Annotated in this window: 16 protein-coding genes; all 16 read left to right on the top strand. The window is 63.0% G+C overall.

What is annotated here, in order from left to right; genetic code table 11:
* Window positions 1-277 precede the first annotated feature (277 nt).
* The 16 genes from HU715_RS05745 (at window position 278) to HU715_RS05670 (ending at window position 18449) form a co-directional block, all read left to right on the top strand.
* Window positions 278-1642 (top strand): UDP-glucose dehydrogenase family protein, encoded by a 1365-nt coding sequence (locus HU715_RS05745; RefSeq protein WP_186708632.1) that lies wholly within the window; start codon window positions 278-280, stop codon window positions 1640-1642.
* The gene (locus HU715_RS05740) at window positions 1639-2694 is read left to right on the top strand and encodes an NAD-dependent epimerase (protein ID WP_186708630.1); all 1056 of its coding nucleotides are present in this window, start codon (window positions 1639-1641) and stop codon (window positions 2692-2694) included. Before HU715_RS05745 ends, HU715_RS05740 begins: the two co-directional genes overlap by 4 nt.
* Window positions 2691-3437 carry a sugar transferase gene (locus HU715_RS05735; RefSeq protein WP_186708628.1) on the top strand — a complete coding sequence of 249 codons (747 nt, stop codon included), beginning with the start codon at window positions 2691-2693 and terminating at the stop codon, window positions 3435-3437. Before HU715_RS05740 ends, HU715_RS05735 begins: the two co-directional genes overlap by 4 nt.
* Complete coding sequence (locus HU715_RS05730) at window positions 3438-4082, top strand: CpsD/CapB family tyrosine-protein kinase (protein WP_186708626.1); 645 nt, start codon at window positions 3438-3440, stop codon at window positions 4080-4082.
* 20 nt (window positions 4083-4102) lie between these two features.
* Complete coding sequence (locus HU715_RS05725; RefSeq protein ID WP_186708624.1) at window positions 4103-5125, top strand: polysaccharide biosynthesis/export family protein; 1023 nt, start codon at window positions 4103-4105, stop codon at window positions 5123-5125.
* 15 nt (window positions 5126-5140) lie between these two features.
* The gene (locus HU715_RS05720) at window positions 5141-6733 is read left to right on the top strand and encodes a GumC family protein (protein WP_186708622.1); all 1593 of its coding nucleotides are present in this window, start codon (window positions 5141-5143) and stop codon (window positions 6731-6733) included.
* Window positions 6730-7833, top strand: coding sequence for a glycosyltransferase family 4 protein (locus HU715_RS05715; RefSeq protein WP_186708620.1), 1104 nt, complete (start codon window positions 6730-6732; stop codon window positions 7831-7833). The genes HU715_RS05720 and HU715_RS05715 overlap by 4 nt, the downstream gene beginning before the upstream one ends.
* Complete coding sequence (locus HU715_RS05710) at window positions 7830-9200, top strand: O-antigen ligase family protein (protein ID WP_186708618.1); 1371 nt, start codon at window positions 7830-7832, stop codon at window positions 9198-9200. Before HU715_RS05715 ends, HU715_RS05710 begins: the two co-directional genes overlap by 4 nt.
* On the top strand, window positions 9197-10156 hold the full coding sequence (locus HU715_RS05705; RefSeq protein WP_186708616.1) for a glycosyltransferase: 960 nt from the start codon (window positions 9197-9199) through the stop codon (window positions 10154-10156). Before HU715_RS05710 ends, HU715_RS05705 begins: the two co-directional genes overlap by 4 nt.
* Window positions 10149-11285: a glycosyltransferase gene (locus HU715_RS05700; RefSeq protein ID WP_186708614.1), complete on the top strand. Its 1137-nt coding sequence runs from the start codon at window positions 10149-10151 to the stop codon at window positions 11283-11285. Before HU715_RS05705 ends, HU715_RS05700 begins: the two co-directional genes overlap by 8 nt.
* Before the next feature lie 12 nt (window positions 11286-11297).
* Window positions 11298-12302: a polysaccharide deacetylase family protein gene (locus HU715_RS05695; RefSeq protein ID WP_186708612.1), complete on the top strand. Its 1005-nt coding sequence runs from the start codon at window positions 11298-11300 to the stop codon at window positions 12300-12302.
* The gene (locus HU715_RS05690; RefSeq protein ID WP_186708605.1) at window positions 12299-13603 is read left to right on the top strand and encodes an oligosaccharide flippase family protein; all 1305 of its coding nucleotides are present in this window, start codon (window positions 12299-12301) and stop codon (window positions 13601-13603) included. Before HU715_RS05695 ends, HU715_RS05690 begins: the two co-directional genes overlap by 4 nt.
* A gap of 263 nt (window positions 13604-13866) precedes the next feature.
* On the top strand, window positions 13867-15816 hold the full coding sequence (locus HU715_RS05685) for a hypothetical protein (protein WP_186708664.1): 1950 nt from the start codon (window positions 13867-13869) through the stop codon (window positions 15814-15816).
* Window positions 15813-16502, top strand: coding sequence for a GNAT family N-acetyltransferase (locus HU715_RS05680; protein ID WP_186708603.1), 690 nt, complete (start codon window positions 15813-15815; stop codon window positions 16500-16502). Before HU715_RS05685 ends, HU715_RS05680 begins: the two co-directional genes overlap by 4 nt.
* Before the next feature lie 5 nt (window positions 16503-16507).
* Entirely contained in the window at window positions 16508-17683 is a 1176-nt protein-coding gene (locus HU715_RS05675; RefSeq protein ID WP_186708601.1) for a GNAT family N-acetyltransferase, read from the top strand.
* A complete protein-coding gene (locus HU715_RS05670; protein ID WP_186708599.1) occupies window positions 17655-18449 on the top strand; it encodes a carbohydrate deacetylase in 795 nt (264 codons plus the stop codon). The genes HU715_RS05675 and HU715_RS05670 overlap by 29 nt, the downstream gene beginning before the upstream one ends.
* Window positions 18450-18479 lie beyond the last annotated feature (30 nt).

Below are 18479 nucleotides of genomic sequence, written 5' to 3'. Positions count from 1 at the left end.
AAAAAAAAGTTACCCCAAAAACGACACGAAAACAGGTAACAAAATATAAAAATCTATGGATAACGACCGTCTATCGCTTTGTTAAATGCCGGCCATCCCCAGCAAAACAGCCACTTTGCTAGGACAGTCAATGACTTGATATCAAAAGGCCCGATTTCACATGAATTGCCAACACTGACAACTGTCATTTTGCTGACACGCTTTTCTGAAGCTGCGCTATACCCCTCTAAACAGTTTCATCCGAGTTACATCATTCGGTTTGCGAGGCGCGCCAAAAATGGACGTGAGCGTATTTGGTACGGGGTATGTCGGGCTGATCCAGGCGGCTGCAATGGCCGACGTCGGACACCGCGTTTTGTGCATCGATATCGACCCGAACAAGATCCGGCAACTGCAACAGGCTGTGCCAACCATCAGCGAGCCGGGGCTGTCCAATCTGCTCGAAGACAACATCAAGGCCGGACGCTTGTCGTTCAGCTCCCAGGCCAGCGACGCGGTCAATCATGGCGAGTTGATCTTCATCGCCGTCGGCACGCCCGCCGATGAAGACGGCTCGGCCGACCTCAGCCATGTGCTGGCCGTCACCCGGCAGATCGCCGATTTCATGGACAGCGACCGCACCCTGGTCATCAAGTCCACCGTGCCGGTGGGCACCGCCGACAAGGTGGCCGAATGCGCCCGCCAGGCATTGGCCCGGCGCGGCCTGAAACAGCTGAACGTACGCGTCGTGTCCAATCCCGAGTTTCTCAAGGAAGGCAGCGCCCTGGCCGATTGCATGCGTCCGGACCGGATCATCGTCGGCACCGCCGATCCAGTGGCCCGCGACCAGATGACCGAGCTCTACGCGCCCTTCTGCCGCAACCACGAAAAACTGATGTTCATGGACAACCGCAGCGCCGAACTGACCAAGTACGCCGCCAACGCCATGCTCGCCACCCGCATCAGTTTCATGAACGAACTGGCCAACCTCACCGAACGGTTGGGCGCCGACATCGAAGCGGTGCGCAAAGGCATCGGCTCGGACCCGCGCATCGGTTATCACTTCATCTACCCTGGCTGCGGTTTCGGCGGTTCGTGCTTTCCCAAGGACCTGCGGGCCCTGCTGCACACCGCCGAACAAAGCGGCATGCCGCTGCGCCTGCTGCGCAGCGTCACCGACGTCAACGACAGCCAGCGGCACATCCTCTTCGAAAAACTGGCCAAGCAGTTCCAGGATGGCCTGGCCGGCAAGTCGATTGCCATCTGGGGCCTGGCGTTCAAGCCCAACACCGATGACATGCGCGAAGCCCCCAGCCGCTACCTGATGGAAGCCCTGTGGCGCGAAGGCGCACGGGTCCAGGCCTACGATCCGGAAGCCATGTCCGAATGCCGTCGCCTCTACGGCTATCGCAAAGACCTCAATCTCTGCGCGACCCGCGATGACACCTTGGAAGACGCCGATGCCCTGGTGATCTGCACTGAGTGGAAGAACTTTCGCGTGGTGGATTTCGACCTGCTGGCCAGCAAGTTGCGCGCCCGGGTGATCATCGATGGCCGCAACCTGTACAACCCCGAACACCTGGCCGCCGCCGGGCTGTTGTATCGCGGTATCGGGCTGCGCCACACCGTGCCCAGCCCCCTGGCACCAAGGCCACAAGCATGAACATCCTGGTCACCGGCGCAGCCGGTTTCATCGGCGCCCACGTCGTGCTGCGGCTGCTGCGCGACGGCCATCGGGTGTGCGGGCTGGACAATTTCAACGATTACTACGACCCGCAGCTCAAGCACGATCGCGTGGCCTGGGTGAACGGCCAGGTCGGCAGCTTCCCCTTGGCGCGGCTCGACCTGGCCGACGCGCCGGCCATTGATGAACTGTTCCAAACCCGGCGCCCGGACGTGGTGATTCACCTCGCGGCCCAGGCCGGCGTGCGCTACTCCCTGGAAAACCCCCAGGCCTATGTCGACAGCAACATCACCGGGTTCCTGAACATCCTGGAAAACTGCCGCCGGTATCCCGTCAAGCATTTGATCTACGCCTCCTCGAGCTCGGTGTACGGCGCCAACACGCGCATTCCCTATTCAGTCCAGGACAATGTCGACCACCCGTTATCGCTGTATGCGGCGAGTAAAAAAGCCAACGAACTGATGGCCCACAGCTACAGCCACCTGTTTGGCATTCCCTGCACCGGCCTGCGGTTCTTTACGGTGTATGGCCCTTGGGGCCGGCCGGACATGTCGCCGATCCAGTTTGCCCGCGCCATCGCCGAAGACCGGGGGCTGCAACTGTTCAACCACGGCGAGCACCAGCGGGATTTCACCTACATCGACGACATCGTCGAAAGCATCGCCCGCCTGATCGACCGTGCGCCCCAGGTCACGCCCTTGCTGGATCACGAACAACCGGACCCGGCCACCAGCCGCGCGCCCTGGCGGATCTACAACATCGGCGGCCAGCACCCGGTGGCGCTGCGCACCTATGTCGCGCTGCTGGAAAAACACCTGGGACGAACCGCTCGCATCGAACTGCTGCCCCTGCAAGCCGGCGATGTACTCAACACCTGCGCCGATGCCAGCGACCTGGCACGGGCCACCGGTTTCCGGCCGTGCATCGCACTGGACGACGGCCTGGGTCGTTTCATCCAGTGGTTCCTCGATTACTACCCACTGCCTGCCCACGCGCCGCTCGCGGCCCAACCTCAGCGGAGGAGTCTATGACCCGACATGAACAAGCCATCGAGATCAACGCCCCCGGGCGCGACAAACGTGTCGATCCCGACCACCGCAGGCGCCTGGACGCGGCCATCCACCGCCAGGGCCGTGGATGGTTGACCGGTCGCGACGGCGGCCGGCCCTGGACGGTCTCGCGCACCAACCGTGTCGTGGCCTGCCTCGGCGCGCTGGCGATCCTGGTGGTGTTCTGCCCGCTGTTGCTGGGCCTGGCACTGCTGGTCAAATTTTCCAGCCCGGGCCCGGTGCTGTTCGTACAGAAGCGCACCGGTTATCGCGGGCGGGTGTTCGGCATGTACAAGTTCCGCACCATGGTCGCCGACGCCGAGGCCCTCAAGGAGTCGCTGCGTCACCTCAACAAACACGGCGCCGATGCCATCGATTTCAAGATCGACAACGACCCGCGCATCACGCCCATCGGCCGGTTCCTGCGTCGCAGCAGCCTCGACGAACTGCCGAACCTGATCAACGTAGTGACTGGCGACATGCGCCTGGTGGGCCCGCGGCCAACCTCGTTCAACGCCTATCGCTACAAGGACAACCATCTTGTGCGCCTGAGCATCTACCCCGGCATGACCGGCCTGTGGCAGATCTCCGGGCGCAGCAATATCGACTTCGACCAGCGCGTGGAATTGGACCTCAGCTATATCGCTGAACAAAGCCTATGGCTGGATTTGAAGATCCTGATGCTAACCCCCTTCAAAGTTTTCAGCGGCCACGGAGCGAGTTAAATGGACGGTTCAACGAATATCCTGACCATAGCCAGCCCGAGCGAGACCAACCTGACCTCGACCGTGCTCGACCCTTCCCTGCGGATCCTGCTCTTGACGTCCGCCAACACCGGCACTGGCACCAGCACCAGCGCCATGGCACTCGCCGCGCAACTGGCGCAGATGAGCAACGGTCGCGTCCTGCTGGTGGATGCCAGCCAGTCACCGCGCAACCTCAGCCAACAGCTGTCGTTGCACAAGGAGCGCGGCTTCACCGACCTGTTGTTCAACAGCCTTGCCCCGCCCCTGTTGCAGGATTGCGTGGTGCAGGCGTCCAGCCTGCCCTTCGACGTGCTGCCCCACGGTCGCCTCGGCCGCAATGCCGACCACCTGAGCCCCGAGCGCCTGCGTCCGTTGTTCAGGCAACTGGCGGCGCAATACCGCTTTGTGGTGATCGACGGCGACGCGGTGTATTCGGCCAGCGACACCCTGGTGCTCAGCACCCAGGTGGATGGCGTGGTGCTGGTGGTGCGCGGTGAAGACACCCGCTGGGAAGTGGCCCAGGCCACCCGCCAGCGCCTGTCCCAAGCCGGCGCGAAAGTGGTCGGCAGCGTGTTCAACCGCCGCAAGTACTACATGCCCAAGTGGCTCTACAACAACCTGTAAGCCTGCAAAAGGATGACGAGATGAACGCCAAGATGCTTGTCCTGCTGTTGCTGCCGCTTGCCGGTTGCTCCAGCACCACCGATACCCGCTCGATGCCGGTGCAGATCCTCACGGCCGCGCCGGCCAACGCCCAGGCCACCGACATGCCCAGGGTCGAACAAACCCTGAGGCCCCAGGATGTGTTGGATGTGATTTTTCACATCGACACCACCTCGTCCCAGGCTTATCGAGTACAACCTGGCGATCAGGTTGCCTTGAACTTCACCGCCGCCAGCCAGCTCAACGGCACGCAACAGGTGATGCCCGACGGCAGCATCGAACTGCCGGGCGCCAACACCTCGGTGAAAGTCGCCGGCCTGACCACCGACGAAGCCCGTCTGGCGGTGCAGCGTGCCTACAACCAGAAGATGCTGTTCCAACCCAACCGCAACCAATTGACCGTTTTGGTGACGAGCCCGCTGTCCGGCGAGACGAACTTGCGCAACACCCTGACCCACCCGGCCACGGGCATGAGCCGGGAAATCATCGTGGGCCGGGATGGCTACGCCAGCTTCCCGGAAATCGGCTCGGTGCCGTTGCAAGGCATGACCGTCACCCAACTGGAAACCTTCCTCAACGAGCGCTACGCGCAGCTGCCCGGCCACATGACGGTGGATGTGCTGCTCAAGTCCACCGCCGGCAACGAGATCTATGTCCTCGGCGAAGTGGCGCAGCCGGGTTCCTACCCAATCCGCCGGCCGATCTCGGTCCTCGAGGCCCTGACCCTGGCTCGTGGCACCAACGTCAAGGCAAGGCTCGACTCGGTGGTGATCATGCGTCGCAACGGCAATCAGGTTGAAGCCCGCCACTACGACGTGGAGAAGGCCCTGAGCGGTGACGCCTCGCAGATCGCCTACCTGCAACCGGAAGACATGCTGTATGTGCCCAAGACCGGCTTGGCCAAAGCCGGTGAAATGGCCAGGCAACTGGCCGACGTGGTGCTGTTCCAGGGCGTTGGCGTCAGCTTCGGCTACGACCTCGACAACGACAGCAGCGGCAACTGACCCAGGTGAATGATCATGAACCCCAAGGAAAACTATCTGCACGAGTTCTTCAGGATCTTCTTTGCCAACAAGCAGTGGGTGAAGCGCGTCTTCCTGATTTTCGCCATGATCGCCCTGGTGCTGCCGTTGATGCTCAAGCAGAGCTTCGACATCACCGCCCAGGTGATCGTCCAGTCGAAAAAGCTCTCCCAGGGCGACGCCACCACGTCGCTGAACCAGGAAAACGCCACCTTCATCCCGCCGTCCCTGGCGGACATGGAAACCGAGAGCAACATCCTGCGCTCGCCGGCGCTGATCCGGCAGACCATCAGTGTCCTGCGCGAACAGGGTGAATACACCCCAAGTCCCGGCATTCTCAACAAATGGGTGAGTGAACCGCTCAAGCGCTACATCACCCAGCCCCTGCGCGAGTACGTCGTCAACCCGCTGCGCGATGGCCTGGGGCTTGAGGTCGATCCGGTGCGCGACACCGTGCTCGATACCCTGACCGACGAGGCCATCGAGAACCTGAAGATCGAGACCCTGCCCGGCTCCAACGTCATCTCCATCGTCTACAGCTTCGGCGATCCGGCCCAAGGCACCCGGTTCGTGGCGCAACTGCTGCAGAACTACCTCAGCAACCGCCAGGACCTGCAGTCGATCGAACTGCCGCAGACCTTCTACGAGCAGAAGAAAGCCCAATACCAGACGCGCCTTGACGGCTTGGAAGGCAACCGCCTGACGCTGCTTGAAGGCGTCGGCTCTTCCGATCCCAAGGAAGAAATCACGTTCCGCTTGAATGCGATCAACACCGAGGAACAGGCCTTGAACCTGTACCAGGATCGCTTGCTGCAAAGCCAACGCTGGCTCGACTACCTCAAGACCAGCCTGGCGGCGGCGAACAGCTCGCGGTTCAACGACTACACCTTCCCGTTCACCTTCACCACCACCGTGGACAACATTGCCTTCGAAGACCGGGAAATCCGGCAAATGGGCGAGCAATTGACCAGCCAGGTGAGCCGCTACATGAACGACCTGGCGATCTTCCAACCCAGCAGCGAACCGATGCTGCTGGCCCGGGAGCAGATCGTGCGCACTCGCCAGCAATTCCTCAAAGTGGTGAACAACCGCATCCAGGAACGCACCACCGACCTGGCGGTGGTCAGCTCGGTGATCAACCAGAAAGTCGAACGCATCGCAGCCTTCAAGGAACGCATCCACCAGTTGCAGGAAACCCAGAGCAAGCTGCGGCAGATGGACACCGAGATCAACGCCCTGCATGCGGCCTTCTCGACGTATGCCCAACGCTTCGCCGAGGCCAGCACCGCGCGTTCGCTGGACAACGACCTGTCCAACGCCAGGGTCCTGAGCCCGCCGTTCGAACCCACCGCCGCGGCCTTTCCCAAGCCGATGCTGATCATTGTCTTCGGCATGTTCAGTGGCCTGCTGCTGGCGATCGCCCTGGTCTACGTGCGTGAGTTCTTCGACCATCGCTTCAAGCACCCAGCGCAAATCAGCCAGCAACTGGATCTGCCGGTCTTGCTGGTGATCAACGAGCAGTCACCCGAGCAGATCAATCCACACCGCAACTGGAGCCTGCCCAGCCTTGTCCATTGGGTGAGAAATTGAACGCGCCGTTCGGCCCGTCCCGCCATGACAGCCCCTTGTCGATCATTCATCTGCTCGACAGCGGCGGCTTCTATGGGGCCGAGCGGATGCTGCTCGATCATTGCCTGGCGACACCCGGCCAACATCAGGTGGTGTTTCTGGCGGCGCCGCCGACCTTGATCACGCGGTTCCGCCAGGCCGGAGTCGATTGCCACCACTGCGCCAGTTGGGCCGAGTTGTTGCAACATTTGCGGCAACGGCGCGCCGAGCGACCACTGATCAATACCCACAACTTCAAGGGTCTGTTGTTCGGCTGGTCGGCGGCCACGATGCTGCGCCTGCCGCTGGTGATTACCCAGCACGGCTTCACGCCGCGCAGTCCAAAGCAGCGGTTCTATACGTGGCTGAGCCTGCAACTGTGCCGTACCGCGCCGGTCAAGCGCGTGGTTTGCGTGGCCGAAAGCATCGCGGCGCTGCACCGCCAGGCCAGCGTGCGGGCGGAAAAACTCGATGTGATCCCCAACGGCCTGCCCGCCGTCACGACGCCGCTGCCCCACCACGCCGACAGGCAGCGCTGGCGGGTCGGCTACGTCGGTCGGTTGAGCAGCGAGAAGGGCCCGGACCTGTTCCTCGACGCGATGATCCCGCTGTGCCAGCGCCATGCGTCGCTGCACGCGGTGATGCTTGGCGACGGCCCGGAACGCCAGTCCTTGCTCAAACGCATCACCGATGCCGGGCTGCCCACGCGCATCGAACTGCCTGGTTATCAGACAGACATGAACGGCTGGTGGAGCCGCCTCGATGCGCTGGTGATCAGTTCACGCACCGAAGGCACGCCGATGATCCTGCTCGAAGCCATGCAGGCCGGCGTGCCGGTGGTGGCGTTCGGCGTCGGCGGCATTCCCGATATCCTGCAAGACCGCCACAACGGCCTGCTCGCTACACCGGCCGACAGCGAGGCGCTGGCCAGCCAGATCGAAACGCTGTTCAGCGAACCGCCCCTGGCGCAGATCCTCGCCGACAACGCGCGGTGCACCCAACGCGACCGCTACGACCTGCGCACGCTGGCCGAACGCTGGTCACAACTCTATATCCGCACGGCACGGGAGGCTCGGCCATGATCGTCCCGCTCTCGATCGTCAGTCTGCTGGGGCTGGTCTGCCTGGCATTGTTGGCCAGTCCTTATCCGTTCCTGGCACCGGGCGCAGTGTTCGGCCTGGTGGGCGTCGCCATGCTGTACCGCAAGCCCAGCTGGGGTTTGCTAGGCATTGCCGCGCTGCTGCCGTTCGAAGGCCTGTTCAAGGACAACGCGTTTTCCGGCAGCAAATTCCTCGGCGTGGCGCTGATCCTGATCCTGATGCTGCAGTTGGCCTTGCACCAGATCCCTGGGACGCGCTTGCGCAGCAATATCTGGAAGCCGCTGCTCGGCTTCATGGCGTTGTATGGCCTGAGCCTGTTGATCTCGGAAAACATCGGCGTGTCCCTGACGCATCTGCGAGAACTCGCCGTAGGGCTGATTCTGTTTGTGATCGCGCTGCTGATCGGTCGCGAGCTGAACCTGGATATGTTCGCCCGGCTGATGACGGTGAGCGTCGCCACGGCCTGCGTGCTCGCGATGTTTTCAGCCCGGTACCAGGATCAGGGCCGCGCCTCGGGTTTGCTGGAAGACCCGAACGCCTTTGCACTGTTGATTGCCTTTACCGTACCGCTGGCATTGCTGCTGACCCTACGCAGCCAGAACCTGTTGCACCGGTTGTTCTGGGGTGGCGCTTTCATCCTGTTGTTGGGCGGGATGACGAAGACAGAATCGCGTTCAGGGCTGGTTGTGCTGTTGCTCAGTCTGATGATCGGCTTGTATCACTATCGGGCGCAGCTACCTCGCATACGTCCTCGGCACCTGGGGTTCGCGATGCTCGGCCTGGCACTCATGGTTCCGGTGACAGTCGCCGTGATGCCGGCTGGCTACGTGGCGCGCATCCAGTCGTTGAGCATCCTCAGTTCCGGCACCAATGCCCACAAGGACGGTTCCTTGGGTCGTCGCGCCTCCTACATTGTGGTGGGCAGCCAGATGATCCGAGAGAACCCGATTCTCGGTTCCGGCCCCGGGACGTTTCCGCAGCACTACGCCCCCACCGGCTACGCGAAAGCATTCTCGGCCAATCGCAAAATGGGCGATCTGTACCGCCAGGCCCATAACACCTACCTGGAAATCTTCAGCGAAATCGGCGTACCAGGCGGCTTGATGTTTGTCGCTACGATTGGGCTGGGCCTCTATAACCTGATGCGCGCGCGCCAACTCTGGCTCCGGCGTAGGGACTGGGCCCAGGCGGACCTGCTGACGCACTTGGGCATGAGTTTCCTGTCGCTGGCGTTGTTCCTGATGTTCCTCAGCGCGCCGAACCACAAGTTGCTGTGGATCATGCTCGCCTTGACCAGCATTTTGCGCTACGACGCCGAACAGGCCGAGCCGCGGGAGGCCCGTTCATGAGCCGCGTAAGCATCATTATCCCGATGTACAACGAGGCCCGGCACATCGGCCGCACACTGCTGGCGGCGCAGGAAGCGGCTCGCCAGGCGCGGCAGGATTGCGAGTTGATCGTGGTGGACAACGGCTCCGACGACCATGGCCCGCGCATCGCCAACGAGCTGGGCGCGCGGGTGTTGATCGTACCTGGCGTGCACATCGGTGCCCTGCGCAACCGTGGCGCGGCGGTCGCCAGTGGGGAATGGCTGGCGTTCATCGACGCCGACATGGAAATGCCGGCCGACTGGCTCAAGTCACTGCTCGAAATGGAAGGCCGCCAGGGCGATGTGCTGGGGCTTGACCTGGACACGCCCGGCCAAGCGCCGTGGTTCGCACAGGCTTGGCAGCGCCGCAGTCAGCGTCCGGGCTCCCGCCCCTTGCATCGCGTCCAATGGTTACCCAGCGCCAATCTGTTGATGCGTCGCGCCTGGTTCGAACGGGTCGACGGTTTCGACGAGACCCTGCGCACGGGTGAAGACAAGGATTTCTCCCTGCGCCTGCGCCAGGCCGGTGCGCAGTTGTTGCTGGTCAACGAAAGCGTGGCCCTGCACTGGGGCTATGAAGGCAGCTGGCGCGAATGGATGAGCAAGGAGCTGTGGCGCCAGGGCAGTCACTGGCAGTTGTTGCGCAGCCACGGGCCGAGCCTGCGCCTGCTGCGCTTCCCCGCGCTGTCCATTGGCACCTGGGGCATGGATTTGCTGGCACTGATCGCCCTGCTTCAGGGCCAGGCGCGCCTGGGGCTGATGCTGTTGTTCATCAGCACATTGCCGGCCTTGGTGCTGAGCCTGCGCCAGAGCCAACGCGACCCGCGCCTGGCCTTGCAACTGTGGACCTTGCACGGGGTGCGCCTGCACCTGACCGGTGCCGCGCTGCTGCTCAATCTTTTCCAACGGAACGCCAGGAGACCTGCCCGTGGCTGAATATCTGTATTGGTCTTGCCTGTTGCTACCGGTGTACGCCTACCTCGGCTACCCCGTGCTGTTGACCTTGCTCACTCCGCTGTTTCCGGTACGCCGCTACATCACGGCAGTGCCCATGGACGTCAGCATCATCATTGCTGCCCATAACGAGGCGCGGCACATCGAAGCGAAATTGCGCACGCTGCTGGCCCAGGATTACCCGGCGCGCTCGCTGCAAATCATCCTTGCCAGTGACGGTTCCACGGACGACACGGTGGCCTGCGCGCGCAACGTCATCGACCCGCGAATTACCGTGCTCGACCTGCCACGCCAGGGCAAGGCGGCCGCCCTCAATACCGGCGTGGCCCACAGCAGCGGCGACATCCTGGTGTTCACCGATGCCGACAATCAATGGTTTCCCGACACCCTCGGCCATCTGCTGGCACCGCTAGGGGATCCTGAGGTTGGCGCCTGTGCCGGCCATATGGAGATTCCCGTGCCGGGCAAGGGCCTGAGCCTGGGCGATAGCCTGTATCGGCACTACGAAGGCTGGTTGCGGCGGGTGGAGAGCCGCACCGATTGCATGGTCTCGGCCGACGGTGCCCTGTTGGCGCTGCGCCGGGTTTTGTTCCAACCGATACCGGCGCAAGTCAACGATGATTTTTTCCTCAGCACCTGCGCGCCGGCCGCCGGCAAGTCCATCGTCTATGTGCCCCGGGCCCGGGTGACCGACCAGGGCGTGGACGAGGCCGACAAGCAGTTTCGCCGCCGCCAGCGGGTCACCGTGGGCGGGTTGCAGAGCCTGGCCCAGCGCCGGGAGCTACTTAACCCGCTGCGTCACGGTCTCTACGCCATCGGGTTGATCAGCCACAAATTGATCCGCCGCCTCGCGCCAGTGTTGCTCTTGCCGCTGTTGCTGAGCAACGCCTGGCTGTGGGACGACCATCCGTTCTATCGCCTGAGCCTGGTGGCGCAGTTGCTCGGCTACGCCATGGCACTGATCGGCTTGATGGACGCCGGCCACCGGTTGCCCCGGCCCTTTCGACTGGCGGCGTTCGTGCTGGTGACGCTGGCGGGCATGAGCATCGGGCTCTGGCAGTTCCTGCGGGGCCAGCGCTACAGCCAATGGAACCCCGAGCAGAATCGCTAAGGAGAAGGGCCGATGTCGATCAAACACGTCTTCAAGCGCACCGGCGGCTGGTTGTACCTGAACACGTCCCTGGGCCGCCACCCACTGCGTGGCGCCGGCGTGATCCTGATGCTGCATCGCGTGTTGAACAACGACCGCGCCGCCGAATTGCCCCATCGCAACGAGTTGTGCGTGGGGCCCGATGCGTTTGAACATTTGCTGATCTGGCTGCAACGGCATTTCGAATGTGTGCCGCTGATGAGCTTGCTGCTGGCCGACCCTGAGAGTGTCCCGAATCGCCCACGGGTGGCCCTGACCTTCGACGACGGCTGGCGCGACAACGCCATGAATGCCTTTCCGTTGCTGCGCCAATACCAGGTGCCGGCGAGTATTTTCCTGTCCACCGACTTCGTCGGCAGTCGCCAGCACTTCTGGTGGGAAAGCATCGGCGAAACCCTGTGGGGCAGCCACGGACAGGTGGCACGGCAGTCGCTGATCGAGCAGTTGCATCACGTCGGGCGGCCGTTGCCGGTGCTGCTCGACGATATCGACGATGAGCGCCGCAGCCTGGCGCTGCTGCATTATCTGCAAAGCCTCAAGACCCTCGATCCACGCACCTTGAGCGACCTCACGCAGGCCTGCCCGCACGGCTCGCAACCCCAGGCCCTGGACTGGCCCCAGGTGCGCCTGCTCGAAGATTCCGGCCTGGTCCGCTTCGGCCCCCATGGCGCCAGCCACGCGATCCTGACCGGGCTGGACGACCAGCGCCTGCATGAAGAACTGACCCGCAGCTGGACAGCCCTGGAAAACGGCTGCGCCCAACCCTTGCCGGTGTATTGCTATCCCAATGGGGATAACGATACCCGCGTGCGCCAACAGGTGGCGGCCCACGGTTTTGCCTTCGCCCTGGGCACCGAGGCCGGGCTGTATCGCAACGATGGCGACCCTTTGAACCTGCCGCGTTTCGGCGTCAGCCAGCGCAACGCCTGCCACCCTGAATTGTTGGCCTGGCGCATTCGCCAAGGAGCCCGTTCATGAATCGCGCACATTACATCAGGCTTTTGGTGTTGAGCATGGGCACAAGCCTGGCGATGATCGGCCTGCGCCTGCTGCGCAACGTGTTGCTGGCACGGATCCTGGGGCCCAGTGAACGCGGGCTGTTGGCGCTACTGAGCACCCTGCCGGACCTGATCAGCGCCACCACCAGCGGGGGCCTGAATTCCGCCGTGGGGTATCAGGCGGCGCAGCATCGCTCGATGAGCCTGTTGCTCAGCCATGTGCTGGTCTTCGGCTGCCTGCTGGCGGGGTTGCTGACGCTGCTGGTGGTGGCGCTGGTGCGCGGGTTCGGCGCCGAACTGGACATCACCCTGCAGCTGGGACTGCTGGCCTGGCTGCTGTTGCTGGCCGTGCCGCTGGCGGTACTCAAGAGCGGCCTGCTGACGCTGCACAACGCCTCCGGCGGCGTCGGTGTGTTCAATGCCTTGCGGCTGATGGAATCCCTGGTCCCGCTGTTGCTGTTCGTGGCGCTGTTCTGGATGTGGAAAGACACGGCGCTGGAAGCGGCGCTGATCAGCTGGCTGGCGGGCCTGAGCCTGGTCGTACTGGCGGGCTGGATGTGGTTGCGCCGAGATCATGCGTTCACGCTGCGCTGGGATCGCACCGGCCAGAACGAACTGCTGCGTTACGGTGTCCGCAGTCATCCGGACCTGTTGTTCCAGCAACTGATGATGCGCTCGGATTACCTGTTCATCGGTGCACTGCTGGGCAGCACGGCGCTGGGGCACTACGCCATGGCCAGCGCCGCGGCTGAACTGCTGCATATCGTGCCGGAAGCGGTCACCACGCCACTGATGAAACGCCTGCTGCAGCAAGACACCGACATGAAGCGCCTGACCCCGCTGGCCTTGCGCCTGACCGCCACGGCCATGCTCGCCGCCTGCCTGGGCATGGTACTGGTCGGCGAATGGCTGATCGTCACCATGTTCGGCATCGCCTATCAACCGGCGTACCCGGCCCTGCTGGCGCTGCTGCCTGGGGTGTTCGGGTTGTGCTACGCGAGCATCCTGCGCCTGGACCTGCTGGGCAAGGGCCGCCCCGGTAGCGTTTCGTTATTGATGGGCGTGGGGGCGCTATTGAACCTGGCGCTGAACCTGATCCTGATTCCGAGCTACGGCATCGTCGGCGCCGCCGCCGCTTCGTCCATCGCCTACTTGGGTGTGACCGTTGCCATGCTGGTGATGTATTGCCGCCTGAGCGGCGTGGCGCCGTGGCAGACGCTGATTATCCTGCCCAGTGATTTGTTGCCGATGCGTCAGATGCTGCTGGGGAAATCCGCGTGAGCACCGTGGCCAGCAAAACCGCCATCGCGAGCAAGCTCGCTCCCACAGGGTCCGGTATGTGCAAGCACCACAAATCCCTTGTGGGAGCGGGCTTGCTCGCGAAGGCGGTGGGGCAGCTTGCGATGATGTTGAAAGTGACGGCCTCTTCGCGAGCAAGCCCGCTCCCACAAAAACCTGGCGCCGAGCACAATTTTCATGACCACCACAAATCAACTGTGGGAGCGAGCCTGCTCGCGATGAGGCCAGTGCGGCGCATGCTCAAAATGAGCGGTTGCCTGTGTTTCCTGCTTTTGGCCACTTCGGCCCAAGCCGCGTCCATGCAGTGGACCGGTATCCGTGACGGCAGCCTGTACCTGCAAACCGACCGTCCGGATGCTGTCACCGTACGCTGGGTGCCCGCCTGGCAGGCCGATGCCAATGCCGAACACGTGTATCTGCTCGACGGCCACGGGCGGTTGGCGGGCGAACGCCTGGTCAAGGCCGACCAGGTGCGCGGAGAGCAACAATGGCCCTTGCTGCCCGGCGCCGCCAGTTATCGGTTGGAGATTCCCGGCTACAGTTTCCGGCGCTATAGCGTCGAACACGACGCCCGCACCCGTGCCCTGTTTGCTCCGGCCAAGGTGCATTTCAGTGCTGAAGCCCACGATGGCGACGAGCTGTATTTCAAAGTGGCGGCTGGCGAACAGGCGGTGCTGGCAGGCAAGTTCCACGGCGGCGCGCGGGCATTGCAAGCCCGGCGCGTCGCCGATGGCAAACAGCTGCAACTGAACCTCAAGCCGTACCGCGCCTATTGGCAGTTCGACCAAGTGGCCCTGCCGGTGACGGATGTTGAACAAGTCTGGCGCCTGCATGTACAGGGCAATGGCAAGCTGGCGTTCTGGCTGGACGGCACGGCCAACCTGTTCGCCCAAGACCCGGCGCACTTGCAACCGGTGCGCCAGGATCCGGGGCAGACCCACCTGACGCTCCACGACGAGGCGCTCGGCACGACCCCGAAACTGGGCATATACCTGCCCTACGAATTACTGCCGCCCTCCAGCTACGCGATGCTCGATGCGCTCAAACCCCAGGCGGCAAGCCTCTACAGTTTTGTCGATGTCATGGCGGCCAAGGTCAATCATGAAGACGCCTTCCGACGTTTGTATCAGGGCCGCTTCGGCATCAGCCAGGACATCACCCTGCTGGCCGCTACCCAGCGCCGGGCGGATCTGCAGGCCGACCGGACCAGTCTCAGCGGTTTGCAAGCCTGGCTCATGTCGACCCGGGCTTCGGGCGGCAACGGTATCCATTACCTCAGTTTTGCCGATGAGCCAAACCTGAACTACCCAGACTTCGCCAGTTTCCAGCAACTGTTCCAGAGCATGGCGGCCCAGGTCCGCGCCGATCCTGCCAACGCACGCGCCGGTGTCCGCATCGCCATACCCGCCAGTTCCCGGTTCACCAACGGCCCCTTCACCGACAATGCGGCTGACAAGCGCGGGATCGACTGGGCACGGCGCCTGCTCGCGACGTCCGACGACCAGATCGACGCCTTGGCCTGGCACGAATGGATGATCCGCGACCTGCTGGCGACCCGGGTCTACCGCGACAGCGTCCGTCAGGCCGCCAACCTGGTGGGGCTGGACAGCCAGGGCCGGCCCCGCAAGGCGTTGCTGTTGGACCAGACCAACATATCCAGCGGCTCGAGCCTGAGCCCTTACGACCAGGAAACCCACTACGCCGCTTTGTGGTGGACGTCGGTGGCGATCAACGCCTCCGCGGATGGTTGGCTCGACATGCTCAACTGGTTCATGCTCGCCGACGAACCCGAATACCCCAAAGGCATGGTGCGGGTGCTGGACAATCAGCGCTTCGAGCTCAAGCCCGTGGGCCTGGCCCAGCAGTTCATCCAACAGCACTGGCTCGACCAGGTGCTGCGCCTGGACAACGACGCGTTTGAAGTCGACGTACTGGCCATGGCCACCGGAAAACAACGCAATCTGCTGGGCGTGAACAAAAGCACGCGAGCCCATCAGGTCAGCCTCGACGGCACGGCCTGCCCTCTGCCTGGCATGACCTTGATGTATTTCGGCCCGGACAACCGCAGCCACAGCGCTGTGCTTGATTGCAAGGCCGGCCAGGTCGGGTTCCTCCTGCCAGGGGAAACCGTGTTCGCCCTCAGTTGGACAGCTCCCCTTCCCCCCAACCCTGCCACCCGTCAGGAGGCACCATGAACGCTCTGCAAACATTGCGAGATCGCATCCAGAAAAAAGGTCTGCGCGCCGTTCTAAAGCAGCTGTGCAGACGCTACGTATTTGCCCACACCCGACTGGTGTGGCTGGAGCATGACATACGGACCCCGCTCCCCCCCCATAACCTCAAGCCCTACCCACCGATGCGCCTGGAGTTCATCACGGTCAGCAATGCCGATGCGTTTGCCCGACACTTCGGCGACCGCGTCGAAACCATGCGCGAATTGGCGGCCGAAGGCTACACCGGCTTGATGTACCTGGATGATCAGGGCGACAGCGTGGGCTTCGCCTGGGCCAGTACACGGGACTATTTCGACCGCCATTTCTACCGCTGCAACTTTCCGATCAAGCCTGGCGAGTACTTTCAGTTCGGTGGCGAGGCGATTCGTCAATACTGGGGTACCAGTATCTCGGCGGACATGCAGTTGGAGGTGTGGAAAGTCATGGCGGACCAGGGTTGCAGCACGATGGTCGATGTCTGCGATCTGCAAAACATCCAGGCGATCAAGATGCACATCCGCATGGGCTTCCAGGAGCGCGGGCAGATCACCCACCTCTACCGTTTGTTCGGTCTTTGGCGGTTCCTGCGCAATACGTCTTACGCCGGCACGGCACTGGACGCGTTCCGTAAACCGGCGCAGCCGGCTGCCTCGACGTCGGCGGCCTGATCCCCATGGCGATCCGGTTCCAATGGTGTCGCTCCCTGGGCGCAGCGGATTTTCCTGTATCAGCTTATGAACAGCTGCTGACCCAGGTGGCCGACGCAACACCGTTCAACAGCCTGGCCTGGCTGCAAGCGGCGGAATTCGCCCTGTTGCCCGAGCAGCAGTTGCATGTACTGCTGGGCTGGCAAGACCAGGCCTTGTGCCTTTGCCTGCCTCTGATATCAGGACGTGAACGTATCGGCGGGCTGCGGTTCCGAGTGTTGCATCACTTGGGTTTTCCAATGACCGACCGCATCGCCCTGCTGGCGCGCCTGGACGCCGAAGACATGGGTCAGGCGCTGATGCAGATCCGTCAGCACTTGCCTCACGCGTTGCTGCAATTGAATGAAGTGATCGAGCCGATCGGTGAGCAAAGCGTCCTCAGCGCCTGGATGGCGCTGAGTTCAACCGGAGAACGGCGGCTCAGTTGCCGGGTTCCGGTGCATTTGATCAATGACAGTGACCGTCAAGAGATATCCGGCGATCCACGTTACAAATTGCGCCGGGCGCGCAAGCGGATCGCCGCCTGTGGCGCCGAGATCCGCCGGGTGACACCCGATGCCATCAGCATGGGGCAATTGCTGCGGACCCTCGCCGATGTCGAGGCGGTCAGCTGGAAAGGCGAAGAAGGTGTCGGCATTTTCGCCGACCCCAGGCGCCACCAATGGATGAACCACGCCTTCACCGCCCTCGCCGCCCAAGGCCTGGTGCGGGTGGTGCTGCTGGAGCTGAACGGCGAGTGCATCAGCTATCGCCTCGGCCTGCTGGACCAGGGCCGGCTGTACGATTACAACCTGGCGTTCCTGCCGCAGCATGCCGACCTGGGCAGCGGCCGGGTATTGCTTGAAGAGTGGATCCGCTGGGGGCTGGACGAAAACTGGCGCTGGATCGATGCGTCGCGGGTCAGTCTCAATAACTCCAATCATCAATTGCACGAGCGCATGACCGGCCTGCTGGAACACTGGCGTTGGAGTTTTTATTCCTGGCAGCCTGATGGTTTGCTCCTGGGTTTCGCCTTGCGGCTTTGGAAGAGCCTGAAACCATGGCTTGGCCAGCGCAAGACGAAACCAACCGCGGCGACGTCATCGTCTTCCTCCAAGCCCCAGGAGAACACCCATGCCTCGCCGAGCGATCATCAACGCTGACGACTTCGGGCTCAGCCTCAGCGCAAACGCATTGATCCTGCGGGCCTTCGAGACCGGCGTGATCAGTTCCGCCTCGGCCATGGCCAACATGCCGGGTTTCGAGCAAGCCTGTGAATTGGCCCGGCAACCACTGCTCAACGGCCACGTCGGCCTGCACTTCAATCTCAGCCACGGCCCGTCGCTGGGCCAGGCAATCGCATCGCGCCGGCTTTTTTGCGACGCCAATGGCCAGTTCGACCTGAACCTGTCGCGGTATTGCCTGCGCCTGGGTACGAAGGACCTGGCGGCGGTGGAAGACGAGCTCCACGCGCAATGGCAACATTGTCTGGATCATGGCCTGAGCCCCAGCCACCTCGACTCTCATCAACACGTGCACAATATCTGGCCCATCGGCGAACTGGTGGCCCGCTTCGCCGCCCGGCAAGGCGTGCCCATGCGCCTGGCGCGCAACCTGGGGGTGAACTTGAACCTGCCCAAGCGCATTTTCAAGACCCTGCTCAACCGGCGCTTGCGCAGCCTGTGCGGGGCGACAGCGGATTACGTCTGCACGCCAGCCGACCTGGACCACGCCGCGCCGCCGGAACACGGCTCGCTCGAGGTCATCGTTCATCCGCTGCAATTGGACGGGGATTTTGGCGATGCCAGCCTGATGCCAGGAGACTCGTTGACCCACGTACTGCACAAGCGCCTGGCGGGCGTGCCCAAGGTCGCGCATGACCGGACCACCCAGGTGTTGAAGCTGGTTGAGCGTGGGGACGGGCACTGACAGGGACGCGTATACCTGTGGCGAGGGAGC

Origin of the sequence: Pseudomonas zanjanensis (assembly GCF_014268745.2) — a bacterium.
In the GTDB taxonomy this organism is placed as follows: domain Bacteria; phylum Pseudomonadota; class Gammaproteobacteria; order Pseudomonadales; family Pseudomonadaceae; genus Aquipseudomonas; species Aquipseudomonas zanjanensis.
This window is presented reverse-complemented; position numbering and strand designations above follow the sequence as displayed.

Bases quoted from the DNA above. Each gene is read 5' to 3' on its own strand.
- HU715_RS05745 (WP_186708632.1), top strand. From the start codon at position 278: ATGGACGTGAGCGTATTTGGTACGGGGTATGTCGGGCTGATCCAGGCG.
- HU715_RS05740 (WP_186708630.1), top strand. From the start codon at position 1,639: ATGAACATCCTGGTCACCGGCGCAGCCGGTTTCATCGGCGCCCACGTC.
- HU715_RS05735 (WP_186708628.1), top strand. From the start codon at position 2,691: ATGACCCGACATGAACAAGCCATCGAGATCAACGCCCCCGGGCGCGAC.
- HU715_RS05730 (WP_186708626.1), top strand. From the start codon at position 3,438: ATGGACGGTTCAACGAATATCCTGACCATAGCCAGCCCGAGCGAGACC.
- HU715_RS05725 (WP_186708624.1), top strand. From the start codon at position 4,103: ATGAACGCCAAGATGCTTGTCCTGCTGTTGCTGCCGCTTGCCGGTTGC.
- HU715_RS05720 (WP_186708622.1), top strand. From the start codon at position 5,141: ATGAACCCCAAGGAAAACTATCTGCACGAGTTCTTCAGGATCTTCTTT.
- HU715_RS05710 (WP_186708618.1), top strand. From the start codon at position 7,830: ATGATCGTCCCGCTCTCGATCGTCAGTCTGCTGGGGCTGGTCTGCCTG.
- HU715_RS05705 (WP_186708616.1), top strand. From the start codon at position 9,197: ATGAGCCGCGTAAGCATCATTATCCCGATGTACAACGAGGCCCGGCAC.
- HU715_RS05695 (WP_186708612.1), top strand. From the start codon at position 11,298: ATGTCGATCAAACACGTCTTCAAGCGCACCGGCGGCTGGTTGTACCTG.
- HU715_RS05690 (WP_186708605.1), top strand. From the start codon at position 12,299: ATGAATCGCGCACATTACATCAGGCTTTTGGTGTTGAGCATGGGCACA.
- HU715_RS05685 (WP_186708664.1), top strand. From the start codon at position 13,867: ATGAGCGGTTGCCTGTGTTTCCTGCTTTTGGCCACTTCGGCCCAAGCC.
- HU715_RS05680 (WP_186708603.1), top strand. From the start codon at position 15,813: ATGAACGCTCTGCAAACATTGCGAGATCGCATCCAGAAAAAAGGTCTG.
- HU715_RS05675 (WP_186708601.1), top strand. From the start codon at position 16,508: ATGGCGATCCGGTTCCAATGGTGTCGCTCCCTGGGCGCAGCGGATTTT.
- HU715_RS05670 (WP_186708599.1), top strand. From the start codon at position 17,655: ATGCCTCGCCGAGCGATCATCAACGCTGACGACTTCGGGCTCAGCCTC.